Annotated in this window: 14 protein-coding genes; 5 read left to right on the top strand and 9 right to left on the bottom strand. The window is 49.3% G+C overall.

Features of this window, described 5'->3' with window-relative positions; translation table 11 throughout:
* Positions 1 to 110: 110 nt before the first annotated feature.
* The gene (locus ABD846_RS06125; RefSeq protein ID WP_344823910.1) at positions 111 to 1,148 is read right to left on the bottom strand and encodes a PorP/SprF family type IX secretion system membrane protein; all 1,038 of its coding nucleotides are present in this window, start codon (positions 1,146 to 1,148) and stop codon (positions 111 to 113) included.
* A gap of 70 nt (positions 1,149 to 1,218) precedes the next feature.
* Positions 1,219 to 4,197, bottom strand: coding sequence for an Ig-like domain-containing protein (locus tag ABD846_RS06120; RefSeq protein WP_344823907.1), 2,979 nt, complete (start codon positions 4,195 to 4,197; stop codon positions 1,219 to 1,221).
* Positions 4,198 to 4,338: 141 nt separating this feature from the next.
* On the opposite strand from ABD846_RS06120, the gene ABD846_RS06115 reads away from it, so the two are divergent.
* Complete coding sequence (locus ABD846_RS06115) at positions 4,339 to 5,127, top strand: DUF4249 domain-containing protein (protein ID WP_344823904.1); 789 nt, start codon at positions 4,339 to 4,341, stop codon at positions 5,125 to 5,127.
* Here ABD846_RS06115 and ABD846_RS06110 read toward each other — a convergent pair.
* The gene (locus tag ABD846_RS06110; RefSeq protein ID WP_344823901.1) at positions 5,124 to 6,101 is read right to left on the bottom strand and encodes a GSCFA domain-containing protein; all 978 of its coding nucleotides are present in this window, start codon (positions 6,099 to 6,101) and stop codon (positions 5,124 to 5,126) included. The two genes, ABD846_RS06115 and ABD846_RS06110, sit on opposite strands and share 4 nt — an antisense overlap.
* Before the next feature lie 131 nt (positions 6,102 to 6,232).
* On the opposite strand from ABD846_RS06110, the gene ABD846_RS06105 reads away from it, so the two are divergent.
* Positions 6,233 to 6,742 carry a DUF2480 family protein gene (locus tag ABD846_RS06105; RefSeq protein WP_344823898.1) on the top strand — a complete coding sequence of 170 codons (510 nt, stop codon included), beginning with the start codon at positions 6,233 to 6,235 and terminating at the stop codon, positions 6,740 to 6,742.
* A gap of 18 nt (positions 6,743 to 6,760) precedes the next feature.
* Entirely contained in the window at positions 6,761 to 8,377 is a 1,617-nt protein-coding gene (locus ABD846_RS06100) for an ABC transporter substrate-binding protein (RefSeq protein WP_344823894.1), read from the top strand.
* A 31-nt stretch (positions 8,378 to 8,408) separates the two neighbouring features.
* On the opposite strand, the gene ABD846_RS06095 is transcribed toward ABD846_RS06100, so the two are convergent.
* The 3 genes from ABD846_RS06095 to ABD846_RS06085 all read right to left on the bottom strand — a co-directional run bounded on the left by ABD846_RS06095 (position 8,409) and on the right by ABD846_RS06085 (position 12,000).
* Positions 8,409 to 9,995: a DUF4139 domain-containing protein gene (locus ABD846_RS06095; protein ID WP_344823891.1), complete on the bottom strand. Its 1,587-nt coding sequence runs from the start codon at positions 9,993 to 9,995 to the stop codon at positions 8,409 to 8,411.
* Positions 9,996 to 10,056: 61 nt separating this feature from the next.
* Positions 10,057 to 11,232, bottom strand: a complete 1,176-nt coding sequence (locus tag ABD846_RS06090; protein WP_344823888.1) for a sigma-54-dependent transcriptional regulator — start codon at positions 11,230 to 11,232, stop codon at positions 10,057 to 10,059.
* A gap of 15 nt (positions 11,233 to 11,247) precedes the next feature.
* The gene (locus tag ABD846_RS06085) at positions 11,248 to 12,000 is read right to left on the bottom strand and encodes a toxin-antitoxin system YwqK family antitoxin (RefSeq protein WP_344823885.1); all 753 of its coding nucleotides are present in this window, start codon (positions 11,998 to 12,000) and stop codon (positions 11,248 to 11,250) included.
* A gap of 99 nt (positions 12,001 to 12,099) precedes the next feature.
* Between ABD846_RS06085 and ABD846_RS06080 the strand changes: the two genes are divergently transcribed.
* Complete coding sequence (locus ABD846_RS06080; RefSeq protein ID WP_344823877.1) at positions 12,100 to 14,220, top strand: prolyl oligopeptidase family serine peptidase; 2,121 nt, start codon at positions 12,100 to 12,102, stop codon at positions 14,218 to 14,220.
* 11 nt (positions 14,221 to 14,231) lie between these two features.
* Here ABD846_RS06080 and ABD846_RS06075 read toward each other — a convergent pair whose 3' ends face one another.
* Genes ABD846_RS06075 through coaBC form a run of 3 tightly spaced genes read right to left on the bottom strand, consistent with a single transcriptional unit; the run spans position 14,232 to position 16,807 of the window.
* On the bottom strand, positions 14,232 to 14,582 hold the full coding sequence (locus ABD846_RS06075) for a DUF4296 domain-containing protein (RefSeq protein ID WP_344823875.1): 351 nt from the start codon (positions 14,580 to 14,582) through the stop codon (positions 14,232 to 14,234).
* On the bottom strand, positions 14,572 to 15,504 hold the full coding sequence (gene porD, locus ABD846_RS06070; RefSeq protein WP_344823873.1) for a type IX secretion system protein PorD: 933 nt from the start codon (positions 15,502 to 15,504) through the stop codon (positions 14,572 to 14,574). The genes ABD846_RS06075 and porD overlap by 11 nt, the downstream gene beginning before the upstream one ends.
* Positions 15,494 to 16,807: a bifunctional phosphopantothenoylcysteine decarboxylase/phosphopantothenate--cysteine ligase CoaBC gene (coaBC, locus tag ABD846_RS06065; RefSeq protein ID WP_344823871.1), complete on the bottom strand. Its 1,314-nt coding sequence runs from the start codon at positions 16,805 to 16,807 to the stop codon at positions 15,494 to 15,496. The genes porD and coaBC overlap by 11 nt, the downstream gene beginning before the upstream one ends.
* Before the next feature lie 40 nt (positions 16,808 to 16,847).
* Here coaBC and ABD846_RS06060 point away from each other — a divergent pair, with 40 nt between their 5' ends.
* On the top strand, positions 16,848 to 19,583 hold the full coding sequence (locus ABD846_RS06060; RefSeq protein WP_344823869.1) for a T9SS type B sorting domain-containing protein: 2,736 nt from the start codon (positions 16,848 to 16,850) through the stop codon (positions 19,581 to 19,583).
* Positions 19,584 to 19,620 lie beyond the last annotated feature (37 nt).

Here is a 19,620-nt window from a genome sequence, read left to right as displayed (position 1 = left end):
ATGCCGGTCATCTGACCGGAGAGATGTAAATAAGTACTTCAGACCCGGTGCAACTACAAAAAAGGTCCGCAACGAAGTTGCGGACCGGAGCTATTGATACGGTGTTTGTGCTAGAACTTCGGATTGTTCGGACAGAGGTAGATGATCTTTTTATTCGGTGGAATACGCAGCAGATAAGATAAGGAGATCTCTGCACCTCCCTGGCCTTTGGTGGCTGCATTCAGGCTGGAGTTGTTGTAGTCGTAACTCACGCCGAGTCGTATATCCAGGTATTCTGCAGCTACGTAAGGTATCAGCGCATCTTTGGTACGGTACAGCATACCGGCGTAGAATACGGGCGTTTTGTCGAACTCCCTCCAGGATTTGCCGATCGTAAGAATAGTTCCGAACACGCCTTCCGATGCCTGCTCCTGTTTGGAGTACATACCCAGCAGGCTGATGGAAACCATGTCGCCGAGCCGCGCTTCATACACCCCGTTCCAGGTGATGCGTGTAGGTACGGTCAGTTGCTGGTTGCTCATAAACGTAACCTTAGGCGATGCGAGGTGATAGGCCGACATGCCGATGTAAAACTGTTGCTTCTCATTGATGCGTGCCTTAAACACCCCGCCGATGGCTACATCCCAATAATTGCGTCTGAGTCCGTCGGATTTGGCTGCGGCATCTGCGGAAGTCTGTGAGAAATTGCCGTAGGCATCAAGCTGGTCGTTGAATACCAGTTTGGCCGCATCAATGCTTCTCTGGGAGTAAGTACCCTGTATGCCGATACCGAGGCTGTAATTGCCTTCTTTGTCGAAGCCTTTATGGTAAGCGGCGCTGGCGCTCACATAGTTGTTGGTGAGGAGTCCGTCGGCCACTTTGTCGCTGATCACCTGCAGTCCCACACCCAGCCTGTCGTTTGCGGGGATCTTGCTCTGCAGGATATTGCCGTCAACAGATAAGGTGCCGGTGGTGAAAGCGTTGTTCACACTGGCCCACTGGCTTCTGTAGTTGACCATCGCACGCAGTGTGCCATCCATAAATCCCGTAAGGGCAGGATTCACGGAAAGAGGTGCAACAAAGTATTGTGAGTAGTGCACATCCTGTGCATGCGCAGTAACAGAGGCACTGATCAGGAAAGCAAGCAAGGATAATCTTCTGCGATTCATATAACGGTCGTTTTAAAGAGAGGATGAAAGCCCTCCCGTCTCTGGAGACGGAAGGGCTTTTCAAAAAAGATTATTTGATCATCAATACCGTTCCTTTGATGAGGATCGGTTCATTGTTGCTATGCAGGCATACCGCCTCGAGCATATAGACAAATCCGGATGCATCGCTGATGGCTTGTCCGTTGAAGGTACCATCCCATCCGAACTTAGGATCGTTGGCATTGAAGTTTTCTTTGCGGAACACTTCCTGACCCAGACGGTTGTAGATAGCAAAGCTCTTCACGGTGAATCCGGTTCCGCGTACATAGAAGATGTCGTTGGTCCCGTCATTGTTCGGGGTGAAGGCATTCGGCATCGTGATGTTTGCGCCATCACAGAATACGCGAACGATCATGGTGTCATGTCCGGTACATCCCTGCGTATTGGAAGCGTAGATGATGTAGGTCATGTCTTTGCTGGAGTTGAACACCGGGTTGGGACAGTTGGCACAGGAAAGGCTGTCGGCAGGTTCCCATCTGTATTTCACCACATCCTGACCGTAAGTAGGCAGCAATGTATAAGGAATGTTCATCCGCACCAGTGTATCATATCCGGTAACCTGTGGAGTGGGGATCAGCTGTACGTTTACCGATCCGCTCAGATCCGGGCAGGTGTTATCTGAATGCACGGTAGCTTTATATACAGTGCTCACGGAAGGCCTTGCCATTACCACAGCTCCGGTGGCGCTGCTGAGCCCGGCAACCGGGTCCCAGGTCACAGATGTGCCGTTAGTGGTTACCTGCAACAAAGCAGAATCAACGGTACAGATAGCGGTATCGGAAACAATTGCGAAGCTCAGGCGTGTATCCACATATACCTGAGCGGTATCCATCGTGATGCAGCCGTTTTCGCTGCTTGCAGTAAGGTAATAGGTGCCGGTTTTATCTGCAGCAATATTCTTAAGTGTAAGCGGACTATTGGTTTGTACAACTCCGTTTCCGGACCACTCGTAGTTCACGTTTGGCTGTCTTACCAGGTCTATGATCAGATCGGTACCCTCACACAGGCGATAAGGATTCTTCAGTTTTTGCTTATCCGGTGTCGGTGTTATTACCAGCGTGGTAAATGAGGGTTGGTAAACACATTCCCCTACGCTTACGACCAGCGTATATGTTCCGCCGCTGTTTGGCGTGGTGGTGAATGAAGGAAGTCTGTCTGTTGATGTGAATCCATCAGGCCCTGTCCAGGAATAAGTAGCGCCCGAAATGAACGGCGCTGTCAGACGCGCTTCGCGGTCTACGCAAAGCGGTCCGTTATTCGTGATGGCAGGTCCGGGAGGAGCCGGATTTTTAAGTTCAACGGGTCCGAGGAATGGAGTGCTTTTGCAACCGTATTTGTTGGTGATTACAAAGCCGGTGTACGAACCGCCGCCCAGGCCACTGATAGTATAGCCTCCCGTATCATCGGTAGTGATCGTTGCAGAGCTTACAGGCTTACCGTTCTTGTCGTAGTCAAGGGTATAAGTAGTGAATGCCGAATCGGATTTAAACGTAATGGTTCCGTCCTGCGCACCGCAATAAGTAGGATCTGTGGTTTTGAAAGAGCCGATAACCGGTATTGCACGTGTGATAACGGTGATCAACTCGCGGTTACCTTCGCACAAACCTCCATTTACCTGGCTAACGTAATAATTTTTACTGCCGGGAGTAATGGTAACGGGAGTGAGCGTGGAGAGCGCGGTGCCTCCTGTTGGGGTGTTATAGAAACGTAATTCCGTACTGATGCCCGTGAGGGTTGCCGTAAGCGGCGCTGCAGCGTCGTACTGGCAATAATAGAGTGGTGTGGTAACCTTTGGCTTGTCGGGAACGGGAACCGGTTCGATGACGATGTTCACCGGATCGATAGGACACAAGGTGCTGGATGCGTTTGCCGTATATGTTGTTCTTACAGAGGGAGTTGTAATTGTAATGCGGGAGCCGACGCTGTCGGAAAGTCCTGTTGTGGGACTCCATTTCCATTGGTAATAATCGCCGCCGACGATGTCGATGTTTACTTTGGAACCAACGCAGGCTTTGATGGTATCTCCTGTTGCGAAGATTTTTCCTCCAATGCTTAATTGTGGTTTCAGATCTTCAAATGCCGAATCCACATCCGCCGCACTCAATACATAAGCGTAAGACAGCTGTGTACTGTCATTTCCCTGAAGAGAATCGATTTTGAACACGATACCGATACCCACGTCATTAGTGTACAGACTGTCTACTTTGAGTATCGTTCCGGTAATCCCGTTTCCGCTGTACATCTCATGCAGTGAATCAATAGGGGAAAGACTGGACGTGATGATATAAGGTCTTGCACGGCAATCGCGGGAAGCGAGACCCAGATAGGCCTTGATGGAAGAGGTTCCGATGGCGGTTACCAGCGATTTGTTATTGGGGCTGGGTAATGCGTATTCAATTTTATTTGCAGTTGTATACGATCCGCCGCCGGGAACGGCCACCTCGTTATCGGGATCCACGGTGCGGTCATAGTAAAAATTATACAGCGTCGTAGTACCGGTGTTTTTGATCTTTACCGTGGTTGTGAAATACAGTTTGTCTTTCTTGATCCTGGTTACGGCAGTTATCTTCAGTGTTCCTAATGTTCCTTCCCATGTACCTTTTATGATGCCGCCGGTTGTGTCCCAGGTCGTACAGGTGCCGGTAAGTCCGCCGGTAAAAGAAGTGGAGCCCGACCCGCGCCATGCCTGGGCCCAGATACCGTTAACCTCCATATCCCAGCCCTCCTGCGGAGAACCGGGGAGAAAGTAATCTCCGATATAGTTGGGAGTACCGACGCTCCATCCGTCCTTATCCGGGTCGGCCACGAAGCCAAGCCACAAACCTACGCCCCTGGGATGGTATCCTGAAGGAGCATCGTGCGATGTGCCGAAAGCTCCGTTCTGAGCGATTCCGACTTCCACATATTTTCCCTGTAAATAAAGTTCACTCCCTACAAGTTGGGCGTACGCGTACGACCTACCGAGCAGCAGGAACGATAAGAACAGCAAGCTTTTTGTTAAAAGGTTCATGGAGAAAAATTTCCTTAAAAATAACAATTATGCATTTTTTTTACAAAAATTTATCGCTTTGCACCGGTTCAGACGTTAAATATTTGATATGATGAACCTTATACATCAGTTAACAGGTAAATTCGCGCAACTTTCACCATTATGCGTTACGCAATACTTATATTATCTTCCCTTCTATTGATGCTCGCGTCCTGCGAAAAAGTAATCAATGTAGATTTAAAGAATTCGGATAAGAGGGTCGTGATCCAGGGGTTTATTACAGATGAATCCGGCACGGTGAACCATACGATCATGATCAGCCGTTCCGTAGCGTTCAGTGCCTCCAACGAACCGGATTTTGTACAGGGTGCGTTTGTAGTGGTGACAGACCTGACAGAAGGAAAATCGGACACTACGCTGGAAGTAAGTCCCGGCAATTACCAGACACAACGTACACCGGGGGTCCCCGGTCACACGTACCAACTGGTGGCGAAGGTGGGCGACGAAACGTTCACTTCTACCAGTACGATGCCCGATCCGGTGCCTTTCGACAGTTTATATGTTGATAGTTTCTCCGCATTCGGCGGTGTTTTGCATCAGTTTACCCCTGTGTTCCAGGATCCTGCGGGGCAACCCAACTATTATGCATTTCAGCTCCAGATCAATGACACCTTGCTGAACACAATAGATGCATGGGATGACCAGTACTCTGACGGAAAAATCAATTCGCGGCCGCTCAACGTCAATGATGAAGATCTGTTCAGCGGTAAAGATACCGTGACCGTAACCATGTATTGTACGGAAAAGGCGATTTATAACTTCTTCTACACGCTGGTGAACGCCACGGGTAATGGTCAGACGCCCGCCAACCCTCTTTCCACAATTTCGGGTAATGCGCTCGGTTATTTTGGTGCCGTTACAATGCGCCGGCGGGTATTAATCATGCCTTAGGCTCCGCCCGCGAAATAGCGGATCGTCTCCGAAAAATCCAGGAAAGGAAGCTGCTGCTGCAGCTCTGTTGCCTTTGCATGATATTTGTCCATAAAATTGCGGTGTGCTTCCGTTTGGGGAAAACGGGTCCGGTGGTTGCGTGCAATATGCAGCTCCTCCACCTGCTCCATCAGCGCACGCGTATCGTCTGCGAAGTAGTGTTTGGCAAATTGCTCCCATACGAATTGCGTGGCGGCAAAGTTCGGATGCACCATATCTATGTCATAGAAGCGATAATCACGCAATATATCTATCACAAGCTCGTAAGCAGGAAAGTAATACACCCGGGGCAGGCTGCATAAGGTATGTACCGCTTCCAGTAACCGCGCTTTGCTCCTGTTATTCTCGATCACACCATCCCGGATATGCCGTACGGGGCTTATTGTAAACAGGATGCTAAGCTCAGGGTTGCTTTCGCGCAGCAGGCTGATCGTTTCGCTTAGGTGATCAACGATGTCGCTGATACCAAGCAGGCGCTTGTCGAACCATTGACCCGGAGCACGGTGGTTGTTGGCGACGGGGCGGTCGTTTTCCTTTAAATAATACTGAAAAGCGGAGCCGAGCGTGATGATCAGCCATTTGCCTTTGCGCAGCATATTGCCCGCCTGTACGATCTCCGTATTGATCCGCGTCAGTGCCGCTTCCGGGTCTACGTCGGAAAAGCGGGTATGATGGTCCCAGCTGTTCCAGAGTTCATTCAGGTAAAACAGGTCGGAGCGGGTATATTGTTTTTCCCGGGCATAAGACCGCAGGCTGTCGGATACACTCAGAGGGTTGAAAAGAATTCCGTTCGGGTTATTGCTTATCTGAAAACGATGCTGTGCGAGCCGTTCGCTCATATGTTCCGTAAAGCAGGAACCGATCAGCAGGATGCCGTCCCCGTATCGGATCGTATCGTCGGGGACCGGTATGCGGATGTCGAGCTGGAATTTCATGTTGCGAAAATAAGTTGCGTCGCGGTAATATGTTCCTGTCACCCGGCATCCTTTAGTATTTGTTATTCTTCCGCCTGTATTCGCAATTCCAATGAAAACTACCGGCACTGCGTTGTAATTTTGCAGTACATATGGAAACCATCGTCAATAAAGTTGCGGAAAGTGGAATCGTCACCCTGGATCTTACCAAATATCTTCCTGCGGAAGCGTCTATGGCTGAATTTGATCTGCGGCCTTTCCTGTTCCGGGAAATGATATTGCGCGAGAAGGATTTCCGCGAAGCGCTTAAGGCGTTTGATTGGACGGTATATGACGGGAAGCATGTAACGATTACATGTTCTGCCGATGCGATCATTCCGATGTGGGCCAATATGCTTGTTGCATCCGGTTTGCAGGGACACGCACAGTCTGTCCATTTCGGGTCTGCCGATCTGCTGAACGAAAAGCTGCTGTTGCAGGCGCTGGATAGCATCGATCTGCAGGAATACGCAGACAAACGTGTGGTGATCAAAGGCTGCGGCGATGTTTCCGCTCCTGCCGGCGCCTATGTAAAAATCACTGCTTTGCTGCAGCCGGTTGTAAAATCGCTGATGTACGGAGAACCCTGCTCTACGGTACCGGTATATAAGAAGAAAGCGTAAGCTGCTTATCTTCGCGGCATGCGCTTCCCGCGAATTGTGCCTTTTCTGTTGTTGCTGCTTTTGCTGACCGCCTGTCATGCTCCGGAAAGACAGCAGGAGCAGGTATTTAACCTGAACCTTTCCAGTGGCAGTCTTGAATCGCTGGACCCTGCATACGCGAAAGATCTCTACACGATGTGGACTACCCACATGATCTACAATACCCTCGTGGAAACAGACTCCAACCTGTACCTGCGCCCTTCTGTGGCTCACGCATGGGATATCAGCAGTGACGGGCTTACCTACGTGTTCCATCTGAGGCAGGATGTGTATTTTCAGGACAATCCGCTGTTCAACGGTAAAAGAAAAATGCTTGCCTCCGATGTAGTGTACAGTTTCCGTCGCATTATAGATCCGGCAGTTGCTTCTTCGGGCGCGTGGATATTTAATGGCCATGTTTCAGGCGCTGAAGCATTTACCGCCCCGGACGACAGCACGTTCGTAATGAAGCTCGTCGCTCCGTTCCGTCCGATGCTAGCCATGCTCAGTATGCCGTATTGCTCTGTTGTGCCGCATGAAGTGGTAAACCGGTACGGTAAAGATTTTCGTTCGCACCCTTGTGGTACCGGCCCGTTCCAATTCGCTCTCTGGGATGAAGGAAACATGTTACTGCTGCACCGGAACGGGTCGTACTGGGAACTGGACGGCAAGGGTAAACAGTTGCCTTACCTGGACGCACTTCAGATCACCTTCTATGATAGTAAGGCTACGGAATTCCTGTTATTCCTGCAGGGAAAATTGCATTTTACCCATGGCCTCGACGGGTCTTTCAAAGATCTGGTATTGCGTAAAGATGGCGTATTGAAGCCGGAATTTTCCCGGCGCTTTCATCTGAAGAAGGGACGCTATCTGAATACCGAGTATTTAGGCTTTCTTACCGACAGCAGTTTGCCGCAGGTGCGCAACAGTCCCCTCCGTTTCCGGAAAGTGCGGCAGGCGATCAATTACGCCATAGACCGCGGAAAGATCAGCACGTATTTTAAAAACGGAATCGGCATCCCCGCCACCGGAGGCTTTACACCGCCGGGACTTGCGGGGTTTGACACGGTTGCGCATTACGGTTATCATTACGATCCGGAAAAGGCCGCCGCACTGCTTTCCGAGGCAGGATTCCCCGATGGGAAAGGGTTGAAGGAGCTGACAATTCTTACTCCGGAGAACTATGTCGACATCGTCAATTTTGTGGCCAGCGAATTAAAGGCTGTCGGCATTCCCGCAAAGATCGAAGTGATGCAGCCGAATATACTCAAGCAGCAGATGAGCCGCTCGCAGGCGGTATTCTTTCGTGCACAATGGATTGCCGATTACCCGGATGCCGAAACGTATCTTGCGTTTTTCAACAGTCGTTTTCCCGCACCACCTAACTACACGCGCTATCATAATGCGGCATACGATCTGCTCTACGAACAGAGCATGAATCTTCCGGATTCGCTGCGGTTCCGGGCATACCGTGCGATGGATAGTATGGCTATTTCAGACGCTCCGCTGGTGCCGCTTTTTTATGATCAATACCTGCATTTTACGCAGAACAACGTGCATGGATTTGCGGAAAATCCCATGAATCTGATAGACCTGAAGCAGGTGTACCTGAAATAAAAAAAGCTGCCCGGTCAGAGCAGCTTCCTTTTTATAATCCCATGATCCGTTTGTCTTTCGGATATTTGATAGCGTATTGCAGCTTCAGTGTTTTTGTTTCTGCTGGTTTCAGTTGCAGCTCCCAGTTTATAATGCCGTTTTCACCGATACTTGCTCCCGGTGCTTCCGTGTCGATTACTTCAATGTCTTTGTCGTTAGATACGGGGAACTGATCGGAGACAAGCAGGTCGATATTGTCCTTGCGTGTATTGCGGATCTCTATCGTGTATTGGAAGCTTCTGCGCACATTGCTGCCGATCATTTTCTGAGAACGGTAGTTCTTATCTTCCGTACGGTGCACGATTACTTTTTTATCACGGCCAAGAGACAGATTCAGTGTGTCTTTCACGGTTGCCGGATCGAGGTATTGCTGACCAACGTATGTTCCTTCATAGAAAATATTTGCGTTACCCGGTATCAGATTCATTTCCTCCCAATTGGTAATACGCGCCTGCAGGAATACATCCGGATCCAGTTTCGGAGCGGTGTAATAACGGTAGGTTGCCGGTACCTGGAAGTCCTGTATCGCAACGGAATATTCCTTTCCGTCGCTCAGAATAGTGTAGGTAAGCGCTATGTCAAAGCGTGTGTTCACACCACTATTATTCACGCTTACATATGCTCCGAGAGAGCCGTCGGCAACTTCGTCACTTTTGGCTCTCATGGACGAACTCAGCGGCGCGGCCGCCATCATATTTTTATACATCACAGGTTTTGGAACATAGAAACTCAGAAACCAGGGCTGCATATCGGGCGCAGTAAGTCCTTCGTTGGGATTACCTGTAGACAGGGTGAGCTTCACTTTGTCCCAGCTGATACCTGATTGCTGCACGATGTTTGCCTTGTACACAAGCTGCAGCGGATCATTGATCTTTGCAGCTTTAAGGTCGTACACGGGTGTCCATCCGGCATTGGGTGTAATATAGGTTACATGCAGTGCGGTGGTGGTGGCTACAGGACTGTAAATCTTAACGAGTAGCTGGCCGCCGGGCTGAAAGCCTTTCTGCAGCTCTTCGTTGTATTGTTTGTCCAGCAGCGCAATTCGTTCATTTGTTTTATCGATGTTGCGTTGCAGCGTATTGCTTTCATTCAGCAGGTTATTCATACGCAGTGCAATCAGGTCGAGCATCTTCTGCAACTCCGTTACATTCAGTCCGCTATTGGCGCCGCCGGTATTGCGATTGCTGCGGATCACGCTGATCTGTTCGTCTACGGTTGCTTTTTTGTTGTTGATTTCTCCCAACCGGATTTTCAGATAGTCGAGGCTGTCGGCCAGTTGCTTCGCTTTCGGGGAAAGGTTCTGCTCGCTGAGGTAATCGTTCTTGGGCGTAGCCGACTGGATCACTACATTATTGTCGGCACCTACTGAAATGCTTTGCGCATTCAGGTTGCCGGCGACATTGGTAAGCAGGATTTCTGAAGTGCCCTGCGGTACTTCAATACGTGTATCGCTTTCAATTTCGGCACCGCTGAGGAAGACCGTAATATGGTCGATGTTCAGTTTTTGTGATTTCTGTGCAAAAGAAGCGCCTGCTGCAATAAGTGAGCAGGCGAGCAAAGAGAGACGTTTGTAATTCATATAGTGGTTATGACTTTACTTCCAGACAAAAGCTTAATGGATTTCCACAGGCGAATGTCTTTTATTTCATCAGTATGTACGTCTCCACATCATCTTTTGTGATTTTTTTATCAGATAGAATAATGAGCCGCTCTACCACATTTTTGAGTTCGCGGATATTTCCGGTCCAGTTATGTTTACTCAGTAATTGCACCGCTGCATTATCGATTTCTTTTACGGGCTGGTTATAGTCGGTCGCTATAAGATTCAGGAAATGGTCGATGAGTAAGGGGATGTCTTCGCGGCGCTGATTGAGCGAAGGGACATGTATCAGAATTACGCCGAGGCGATGATACAAGTCCAGGCGGAAGCGCTTTTCATTTACTTCCTGCAGCAGATCCTTGTTGGTTGCGGCAATCACGCGCACATCCACCTTTATTTCCGTATCGCCGCCCACGCGTGTTATTTTGCCTTCCTGTAATGCACGTAGTACTTTTGCCTGTGCGTCGAGGCTCATATCGCCGATCTCATCCAGGAACAGCGTGCCTCCGTTTGCCTGCTCGAATTTGCCGATGCGCGTTTTCACGGCGGAGGTGAAAGAGCCCTTTTCATGACCGAACAATTCACTCTCGATCAGTTCGCTGGGAATAGCGGCACAGTTTACTTCAATCATCGGACCTTTAGCGCGGTTACTGTTTTTATGCAGGTTGCGTGCAACAAGTTCTTTCCCTACGCCATTTTCCCCGGTGATCAGCACGCGCGCTTCGGTGGGTGCAATTTTGGTGAGTGTTTCCCTGATTTTCTGTAATGGCTCACTGTTGCCGATCATGTCCGATTCGCCGAAGATCTTCTGCTCTACCTTTTTGCGCAGTTGTTTCGTTTCCACTACCAGGTCTTTGCGTTCCATCGCATTGCGCAGCGTGATCAGCAGTCTGTTCAGATCCGGTGGTTTCGAGATATAGTCGAAAGCTCCTTTCTTAACGGCCTCCACGGCGGTTTCGATATTGCCATGACCGGATATGATGATGATCTGTGTGTCGGGTTTTTCCGCCATCACTTTTTCCAGCACCTCGAGGCCATCCATTTTCGGCATCTTAATGTCGCAGATCACGCAATCATAGGCATTCGCCAGGATTTTTTTAAGTCCCTCTGCTCCGTCGGAAGCTTCTTCCACCTTGTAACCCTCAAAGCTGAGAATTTCGGAAAGAGAAGCCCTGATTGCTCTTTCGTCGTCGATGACCAGTACTGTATGTGACATGTAGTGTGATTGATTTTATGGAATAAGTTGTCCTTTATTGTATCGTTTTATTTCGGGTTTGTTTCCCTGTTCCGCATATTCTTTCCAGGTTCCCTGTTTCTCCCCGTGCTCGTAAGCGCCTGCTGCTTTCAGCTTGCCGTTTTCATAATACTCTTCCCAGTTGCCGCTTTGCTCATCATTGATGTACGCACCGGTTTCGTTGATCTGCTGGTTGGCATACCATGTGGTTACCCTGCCCTCCAGCTTACCCATTTTATAGGGGTATTCGGCAGCTTTTTCCCCGTTCTCGTAAAAATACAGGGACAGGCCATTGCGTACGCCATCCGTAAAAATCGCCTGCTCCTGCTTCTGTCCGTTTTCGTACCATTTGATATAACTGCCATTTTTCAGGCCGTTCCGGTAATAGGTTTCCTCCAGTATAAAAGCACCTTTATTGTACCGGCGCGTAGGACCGTTCAGCAGATCGTTTGCATAAGTGGTCAACTGTTCTATAAATCCGTCTTCGCCGGTCTGTATAAACAGACCATGTTTTTTTCCGTGAAAATAATTTTCGATCATTTTCGGGAAACCGGTTTGCCAGTACGAAGTCCAGGTGCCTTCCCGTACACCGTCTTTAAACATCCCTTCTGAAAGGATCGAATGGTTGCCCACTACCTGCTGCGTGATCCAGCCGTTGCCCTGACTGACTCTTGCCGTGTCGAAAGGTTGTGCTGTTGCGCTGCTGGAGCAAAAGATGAGCAGTGAAGCATAGATGCAGATCCGGATCATTCCGTTGACGCTTGTTTGCACGAAAATACTCATAATACCAGAAAGTAAATCCCTATTTATCAGTATCTTGCTTTTCAGCTTTTTCTGCTGGCATCCTGTATGAAAAAAACATTTCTGTTAGCACTGGCCGCCCTGCCGGCACAATCAATTATGGCACAAAAAATTCAGTATCCGCAAACGCAACAGGTTGCGCAAAAGGACAATTACTTCGGACGGGAGATTTCAGACCCGTATCGCTGGCTTGAAGACGATACGGCGAAGCAAACGGCCATGTGGGTTAAAGCCCAGAATAAAATAACGCAATCCTATCTCGCAAATATTCCGTTCCGGCAACAGCTTAAAGAACGACTGACCAAATTATGGGATTACCCGAAAATGTCGGCACCGCAAAAAGAAGGTGCGTATTTCCTGACTTACCGCAATGATGGTCTGCAGAACCAAAGTGTGTTGTATGTACAGAAGGGTATTGACGGGGAGCAACTGGTATTACTCGATCCGAATAAGCTTTCGTCTGATGGTACAGTGGCTTTGCAGGAAACGGCTGTATCCCGTAAGCAGCAATATTTCGCTTATGCGGTATCTGCTTCCGGGTCGGATTGGCAGGAGATTTATGTAATGGACATGGCCACGCGCAGTTTGCTGTCGGATAAACTGTCTTACGTGAAATTCACCGGTATTGCCTGGAAAGGCGATGAGGGCTTCTATTACAGCGGGTATGACCGCCCGGAGAACGAAGCGACGAAGTATTCCGCAAAGACGGAATTTCAAAAGGTATATTACCATAAAATCGGAACACCCCAGTCTGAAGATGTGCTGATCTACGAAGACAAAGAGCATCCGCTGCGTTATGTATCCGCTCAGCTTACTGAAGACGAACGTTTCCTGATCCTGAATATATCGGAAGGTACTGATGGTGCGGAAATCAAAGTGCGGGATCTGCACAACAAAAGCCAGAGCGGTTTCTCTACGCTCGTTGCGGGCTTTAACACCAATGCGGGCGTAGTGGATAATGCCGGCGACAGGTTGCTGTTATATACAAACGAAGGCGCACCGAACTTCAGGTTGCTGTCTGTGGATCCTGCTCATCCGCAGGATAAGAAAGTGGTTATCCCGGAGCAGGATGCGAAACTCGAAGGCGTCAGCACCGGAGGGGGGCACCTGTTTGCGCAATACCTGCGCAACGCATGTACCGAAGTAAAGCAATATACTATGGAGGGTACGCTGGAGCATAAAATAGAGTTGCCCGGACTGGGAACCGCTTCCGGCTTTGGTGCCCATAAGGACGATCATTATTTTTATTACAGCTTCACTTCCTATACATACGCGCCCACGATCTTCCGTTATGATATCACAACCGGCAAATCGGTGCTGTATAAACGCTCTGATGCGCCTTTCGATCCGAATCTTTTTGAAACAGAACAGGTTTTCTATCCTTCCAAAGATGGTAAGAAAGTATCCATGTTTATCGTGCACAAGAAGGGACTCTCAATGAACGGACAGAATCCGACGATCCTTTATGGATACGGCGGATTCAATATCAGCCTCACACCTGCTTTCTCTGTATCGCTGATACCTTTTCTGGAAGCAGGAGGTATCTATTGTGTGGCGAATCTGCGCGGCGGTGGAGAATATGGGGAAGAATGGCACAAGGAGGGAATGCTCTCCCGGAAGCAAACCGTTTTCGACGATTTTATCGCAGCCGCGGAATACCTGATTGCGCAGCGCTACACCTCTTCTGCTAAACTGGCTATCCGTGGAGGATCCAACGGAGGACTGTTAGTAGGGGCATGTCTCACGCAGCGACCCGATCTTTTTGCGGTAGCTATCCCGCAGGTAGGAGTACTGGATATGCTGCGCTATCATAAGTTCACCGTAGGGTGGGGATGGGCTGTGGAGTACGGAAGCAGCGATAAGGAAGATGATTTCAAATACCTGATCCGCTATTCACCGCTGCATAATGTAAAAAAGGGTACATGCTATCCGGCGACAATGGTCACCACCGCTGATCATGACGATCGTGTGGTACCCGCGCATTCTTTCAAGTTTGCGGCAACACTACAGGCAGCGCAGGGTTGCGATCGCCCTGTACTGATCAGGATAGACGAGAAAGCAGGACATGGTGCCGGAAAGCCCACCGCCAAGCTGATAGAAGAAGCAGCAGACATTCTGAGTTTTGTGCTGTACAATACCGGCGAAACGTATAAAGGTGGGGATAAATAACCCCACCTTTTTTATTTGATCATCTGCAGACTGTCGAAATGAGCGACCACGCGCTCATAGAGGGAATCCATCAGGGCCGGATGGTAACGGTACCATTTAAATGCTGAATCGAATGAGTCGGGTTTTACCTGATGTTTCTGAAGAATCTCTTTATAATAAACGGCCAGCGAATCCATATTTTTCACTTTAACCGCGGCATGCACAGAGTCTTTAGTGAGTATGCCTGCATATGCTTCAGCAAGGTGAATATCGATCAGGATCTGCGCCATCTGTTCACGGGGAATTGGCGGCTTCTCCTCATGCTGGCATGAAGAGAAAATGTTCAGGACCGGTATGGCCACTATCAACAGCCTAGTGCGCAAGCGCCTGATATTTTTGTGCATTGGTTACGTCTGCTTGAGAAAGCTGTGTGATATAAGGCAATCGGTCTGCCGAAGGCATATCACCAAGGATGTTCAGAAATTCGCTGCTTTTAGCGTTAAAGAAAAACTGCACCAGAATCGCATTCGGATTATCCCGGTTCATTTTCTGCATGGTGGAAATACCGCTCAGGATATTTTTGCGCGCTTCGTTCGGTTTGTCGTAAAACTGATCGTAGCCAAGACGGTGCATCGTATACCAGTATTTATGGAATTCGGCAAAGCGCGGATTCAGTAGCTGATCGGCAAGCCAGTAGCGGTTTTTGGTTCCGTCCACTGCTTTCCAGCCTCTTACACCTTTACCTTCCGGTGCATTATTGACGATATTCTGTGCTTTTTTGAAGTACATATTTCCCCCGTTCATAGAGAAACTGTCGTAGTCGAGACCCAGCACGAGATAAATATAGTAAGCCACAATGCAGGACAGGTTGTCTGTAATGCCATCTCCACTGCTGCCGACCCGATTATCGTCAAAAACGAGCGGACTGAACTGATTGAATTTAAAGTTGGCTTCCCTGTCGATATAGTTAATGATAGAGGTATTGAATCCTGTATTGAATACGGGTCGCGTAGCCTGTATATTCATCGTCGCTTCATAACCCCCTTCAATATCGGTTAATTTCGAAGTAAGGTTGAACATGATAATGCAATCAATTTTTTCCTGCACGGTGTAGTCATCGTTGGTCCATTTCCGCGTATTGATGAACGTGGCAATTGCTCTTTCCATATCCACAAATACCTGTGCATCTACATTCGTAATGCGGTCATGACGGATGCTCACCTTGCAGTTCATTTCCTGAGCGTCCGCAAGATTGGTGCACAGGGAAGCAAGCAATAAAAACAAAATGCTGTAGCTAAGTCGCATGATTGGTCAGGGTTTGGGTTATTGCGGTAACAATTGCATCGGCCGTATCGGCTTTTGAGAGCAACGGCAGGGAGGTCACGCCATCGGCGGAAAGGATGCTTACCTTATTGGTGTCCGTTCCGAATCCGGCTCCCTTGTCATTGAGGGAATTCAGAACAATAAAATCGGCCTTTTTTTCGACGCGTTTCCGGGCTGCATTTTCGATCTCATTCTCTGTCTCCAATGCAAAGCCCGCCAGTATCTGGTCTTTTCTCTTTACACTACCGAGGTACGCGAGTATATCTTTATTCTTTTCCAACGTTATTGTTAACGTCTCACCTTTCTTTTTTATTTTCTGATCAGCAATTTCGGCTGCGCGGTAATCTGCAACTGCTGCAGAAAGAATAGCGATATCCGCTTCTTCAAATGCGGCTTTTGCGTGTTCAAACATTTCAGCAGCGCTCTCCACCGGCGTGACTTTTATCTGGTTGCCGGAAGGACGCAGATGTGTGGGACCCAGTATCAATTGTACCGATGCGCCTTGCCTGGCAAGGCTTTCGGCGAGCGCTATGCCCATTTTGCCCGTGGAGAAGTTTCCGATAAACCGCACAGGATCAATGCGCTCGTAAGTAGGGCCTGCTGTTACCAGTGCTTTTTTCCCGGCCAGAGGTTGCTCTTTGTTCAGCATCCGGCTCAGGAACTGCACAATTTCAGCGGGTTCAGCCATGCGTCCTTCTCCGGTCAATCCGCTCGCAAGTGCGCCATAGCCCACGGGTATAATGGTATTGCCGAAGCTTTCCAGCTTGCGGAGATTATTGCGTGTGGAGGCATGATGCCACATATCTTCGTCCATGGCCGGAGCAATGCATACAGGAGCCCGTGCCGAGAGATATACCGCACAAAGCAGGTTGTCGCAAATGCCATTTGCCAGTTTCGCCAGTGTATTCGCGCTGCAGGGGGCAATCAATATCATATCGGCCCAGTAGCCAAGTGCTACATGGTTGTTCCAGCTGTCTCCCTCACTAATATTATGCAACACTTTTTTACCTGAAACAGTTGTCAGCGATAAAGGGCTTACAAAGCTGGCAGCGGCATCAGTACATATTACCTGTACTTCCGCACCGGCTTTTACCAACTGCCGGACCAATTCGGGCGTCTTATAAGCAGCGATGCTGCCGGAAATACCAAGAACGATTTTTTTATCAGACAGATGCATCCAGTGAAATTCGTGCTGTGAATAAGGGAGTAAAAATACGATATCCTGTTCAGAGCAGGCAATAATTGCATCGCAATAAAAAACATGATAACGGACGCTTCCCGTCAACGTCGAACATGTATATTTGAGGATTGTTTATATTAAGGATATGTTAAGAAGAATTGCTACGCTGTTATTGCTGCTTACTGCCTCTGCCACCACACATGCACAAATGGTTGGTACAGATATATTTTTGCAGGGTGATTATGTGGAAGTAGGCATTGCACCTAACGGTGCTTATGGCTCTGGTGGTAATGCCCCTACAGGCTACCATCCGAGGCCGGATCTGGGTCTCACCGGCGGCCCTATGGGTTTCGTTTCTGATCCCCAGAAAGACGGATGGTCGGTATCGACACCCGGGTTCCCTGATTATTTCGGAGATTTCTTTCTTCCGGGTACACCCCAGGAGGGATGGGATATTTCCGTAAACGGCACCCGCGGTCTCGCATGGCGTGGAACTGGGCCCACCTCGTTTACCGGCGGCTTAACCGGTTCCAATACGGGTTATACCTCCACCGGATCACAGGTGCAGGGTACATGGGAGGGCTCGCTGGGTAATCTTTCCATCAGCCAGATAACCACGCAAAAGAAAAGCAAATTGTATTTTGTAACACGCGTAGTACTCAAAAATACCGGATCCACAACACTCACGAATATCTATTACAACCGCAGTCTCGACCCGGAGCCGGATGCTACCGTTTCCGGAAACTATGCTTCTGATAAACGGATTATTTTCCAGCCCGGTCCTATTTCCCGCAATTGTCTTGTAGTGGCTACCGGCCAGAGTTATGCGACAGCTTACCTCGGCCTCGGAACGAAAGATTGCCGTGCCAAATGTTATATCACCAGCACGTATACGCCCGATGCACCTCTGAATAATGTGCATGCCGGTAATGGCGGCGCATCCGGTTACATATATAATGTCAACGGATTCTCCGCTGCCAATACTTCAATGGGCGTTGTATTCAATGTCGGCAGTCTGGCACCCGGTGAAACTACCGAACTGGCTTACGCATATATTCTGAAACAAGCCGACCTTGACTCCGCGCTGGAAGAAACCGCGCCTTTATTTTCCTCGGATTCTGTAACCTACAAACCTTACACCACCTTCCGTGTTTGCCCCGGCAAAACTATCCCGGTAAAAATTGCAGGTGGTAATGCCTATAAGTGGACCTGGACCCCGGGCACGGGACTCGATGCCGACAGTCTGATCAGCAGCGGATCGCTGCCTCCCGCAGGCGGGGCTTACGGCGATTCCGTTCTGATCACCGTTAATGGACCCAGGATGTACACAGCTACCGGCTATTCTCTTTGCGACACGCAGATACTCGTGTTCTATGTGGACACCATTACATTTACCGTGCCGCCATCTGTGGTGTCGCCTGTGAAATACTGCCAGGGGGATGCCGCAGATACACTTAAGGCTACCCCTGCTTATGGCGCCCAGGTCTTTTTCAGTACTTCATTCGGCGGCGTCGAAACATCTGCTCCGCCTGTTCCGCTTACCACCACCCCCGGTACCACTACGTATTATGTCCGGCAGCAAAATGCTGCGGGCTGTTATTCGCAATATACTACTATCAATGTACAGGTGATTCCCAAGCCGGCACCTCCTCTTGTGCACGATACCATCTACTGTTATGGTGTTACGGCTGCACCGGTAAGCGCCGCAGGTACGGCCATACAATGGTATGATGCAGCCACCGGCGGAACTAAATATACTGCTGTGCCCGTACCATCCACCACTGCGTCCACCACTCAGTCGTTCTTCCCGCAGCAGACGGTGGATGGCTGTGTCAGCGCTCGTGCAGAATTGAAGGTGGATGTATCCAGGATTCAGGCTGCGTTCACCACGTCTAAAGATTCGCTTTGCGGACCTGAATTGTTGTCCCTGACCAACGGAACGGTTAATACTTTATCCGGCAGTTCAGAAAGCTTTTCATCTTTCTGGACACTGGGAGATTCGGATACCAGCTCCATTGATAACCCTGTTCATTCCTATACAGACAAAGGCTTGAAGCATATCGGTCTGGTAGCGTCTAATACGCATGGCTGCAGCGATAGTATCACGAAAAATATTTACGTTGCGCCTAAGGCGGAAGTTTCTTTTACCAAGACAGATTCACTGATCTGCCAGGGAGAAGCGGTCGACTTTAAGGCCAGGGCTACTGAAGGTTACTACAGCTTATTGTGGGACTTCCACGACGGCGATGTTCAATCGCGTGATGCGCTGGATGTGCGTAAAGCGTTCAACACGAGCGGCAGATTTTCTGTAACATTCCAGGCTTACTATTCCATCTGCGGTATGGTGGAAACCTCACAGGATATGGAAGTAACAGGCATTCCGCTTGTGAATCTGGGGCCTGATACCACCATTTGTCCCGGAAACGGGCCGCTTACACTGAAGAATTTGCAGGTAGGCGCGATGCCCAGAAAATATATGTGGAGTACCGGTGATACTACAGAATCGCTGCCGGTTTACAATGCCGGATCCTATTCATTGCGGGTAAGCGAACGCAGTTGTGCTGCCAGCGACAGTATTACCGTGAGCACGGGCTGTTATCTGGAAATTCCGAACGCCTTCAAACCTGGCGATGACAATCCGTCCAATGCATACTTCCTCCCGCGCAACTTGCTGGGTAAATCCATCACCACTTTCTCCATGCGCATTTTTGACCGCTGGGGTGTTTTGCTGTTTGAATCGGATAATATAAATGGTAAGGGCTGGGACGGCAATTATCACGGAACGGCACAGCCTGTGGGGGTATATGTGTACCAGATCCGCATTTCGTTCGAAGACGGTAAAGCAGAATCTTACAACGGGAATGTAACGCTGTTACGCTAGTCCGGCATAAGAATAGAAAAAAAGCGCGCTGATGATG

Source organism: Rurimicrobium arvi, assembly GCF_039540495.1.
GTDB classification, from domain to species: Bacteria; Bacteroidota; Bacteroidia; order Chitinophagales; family Chitinophagaceae; genus Rurimicrobium; species Rurimicrobium arvi.
Note: the sequence above shows the minus strand (reverse complement) of the source record. Positions and strands in the feature narration are given on the sequence as shown.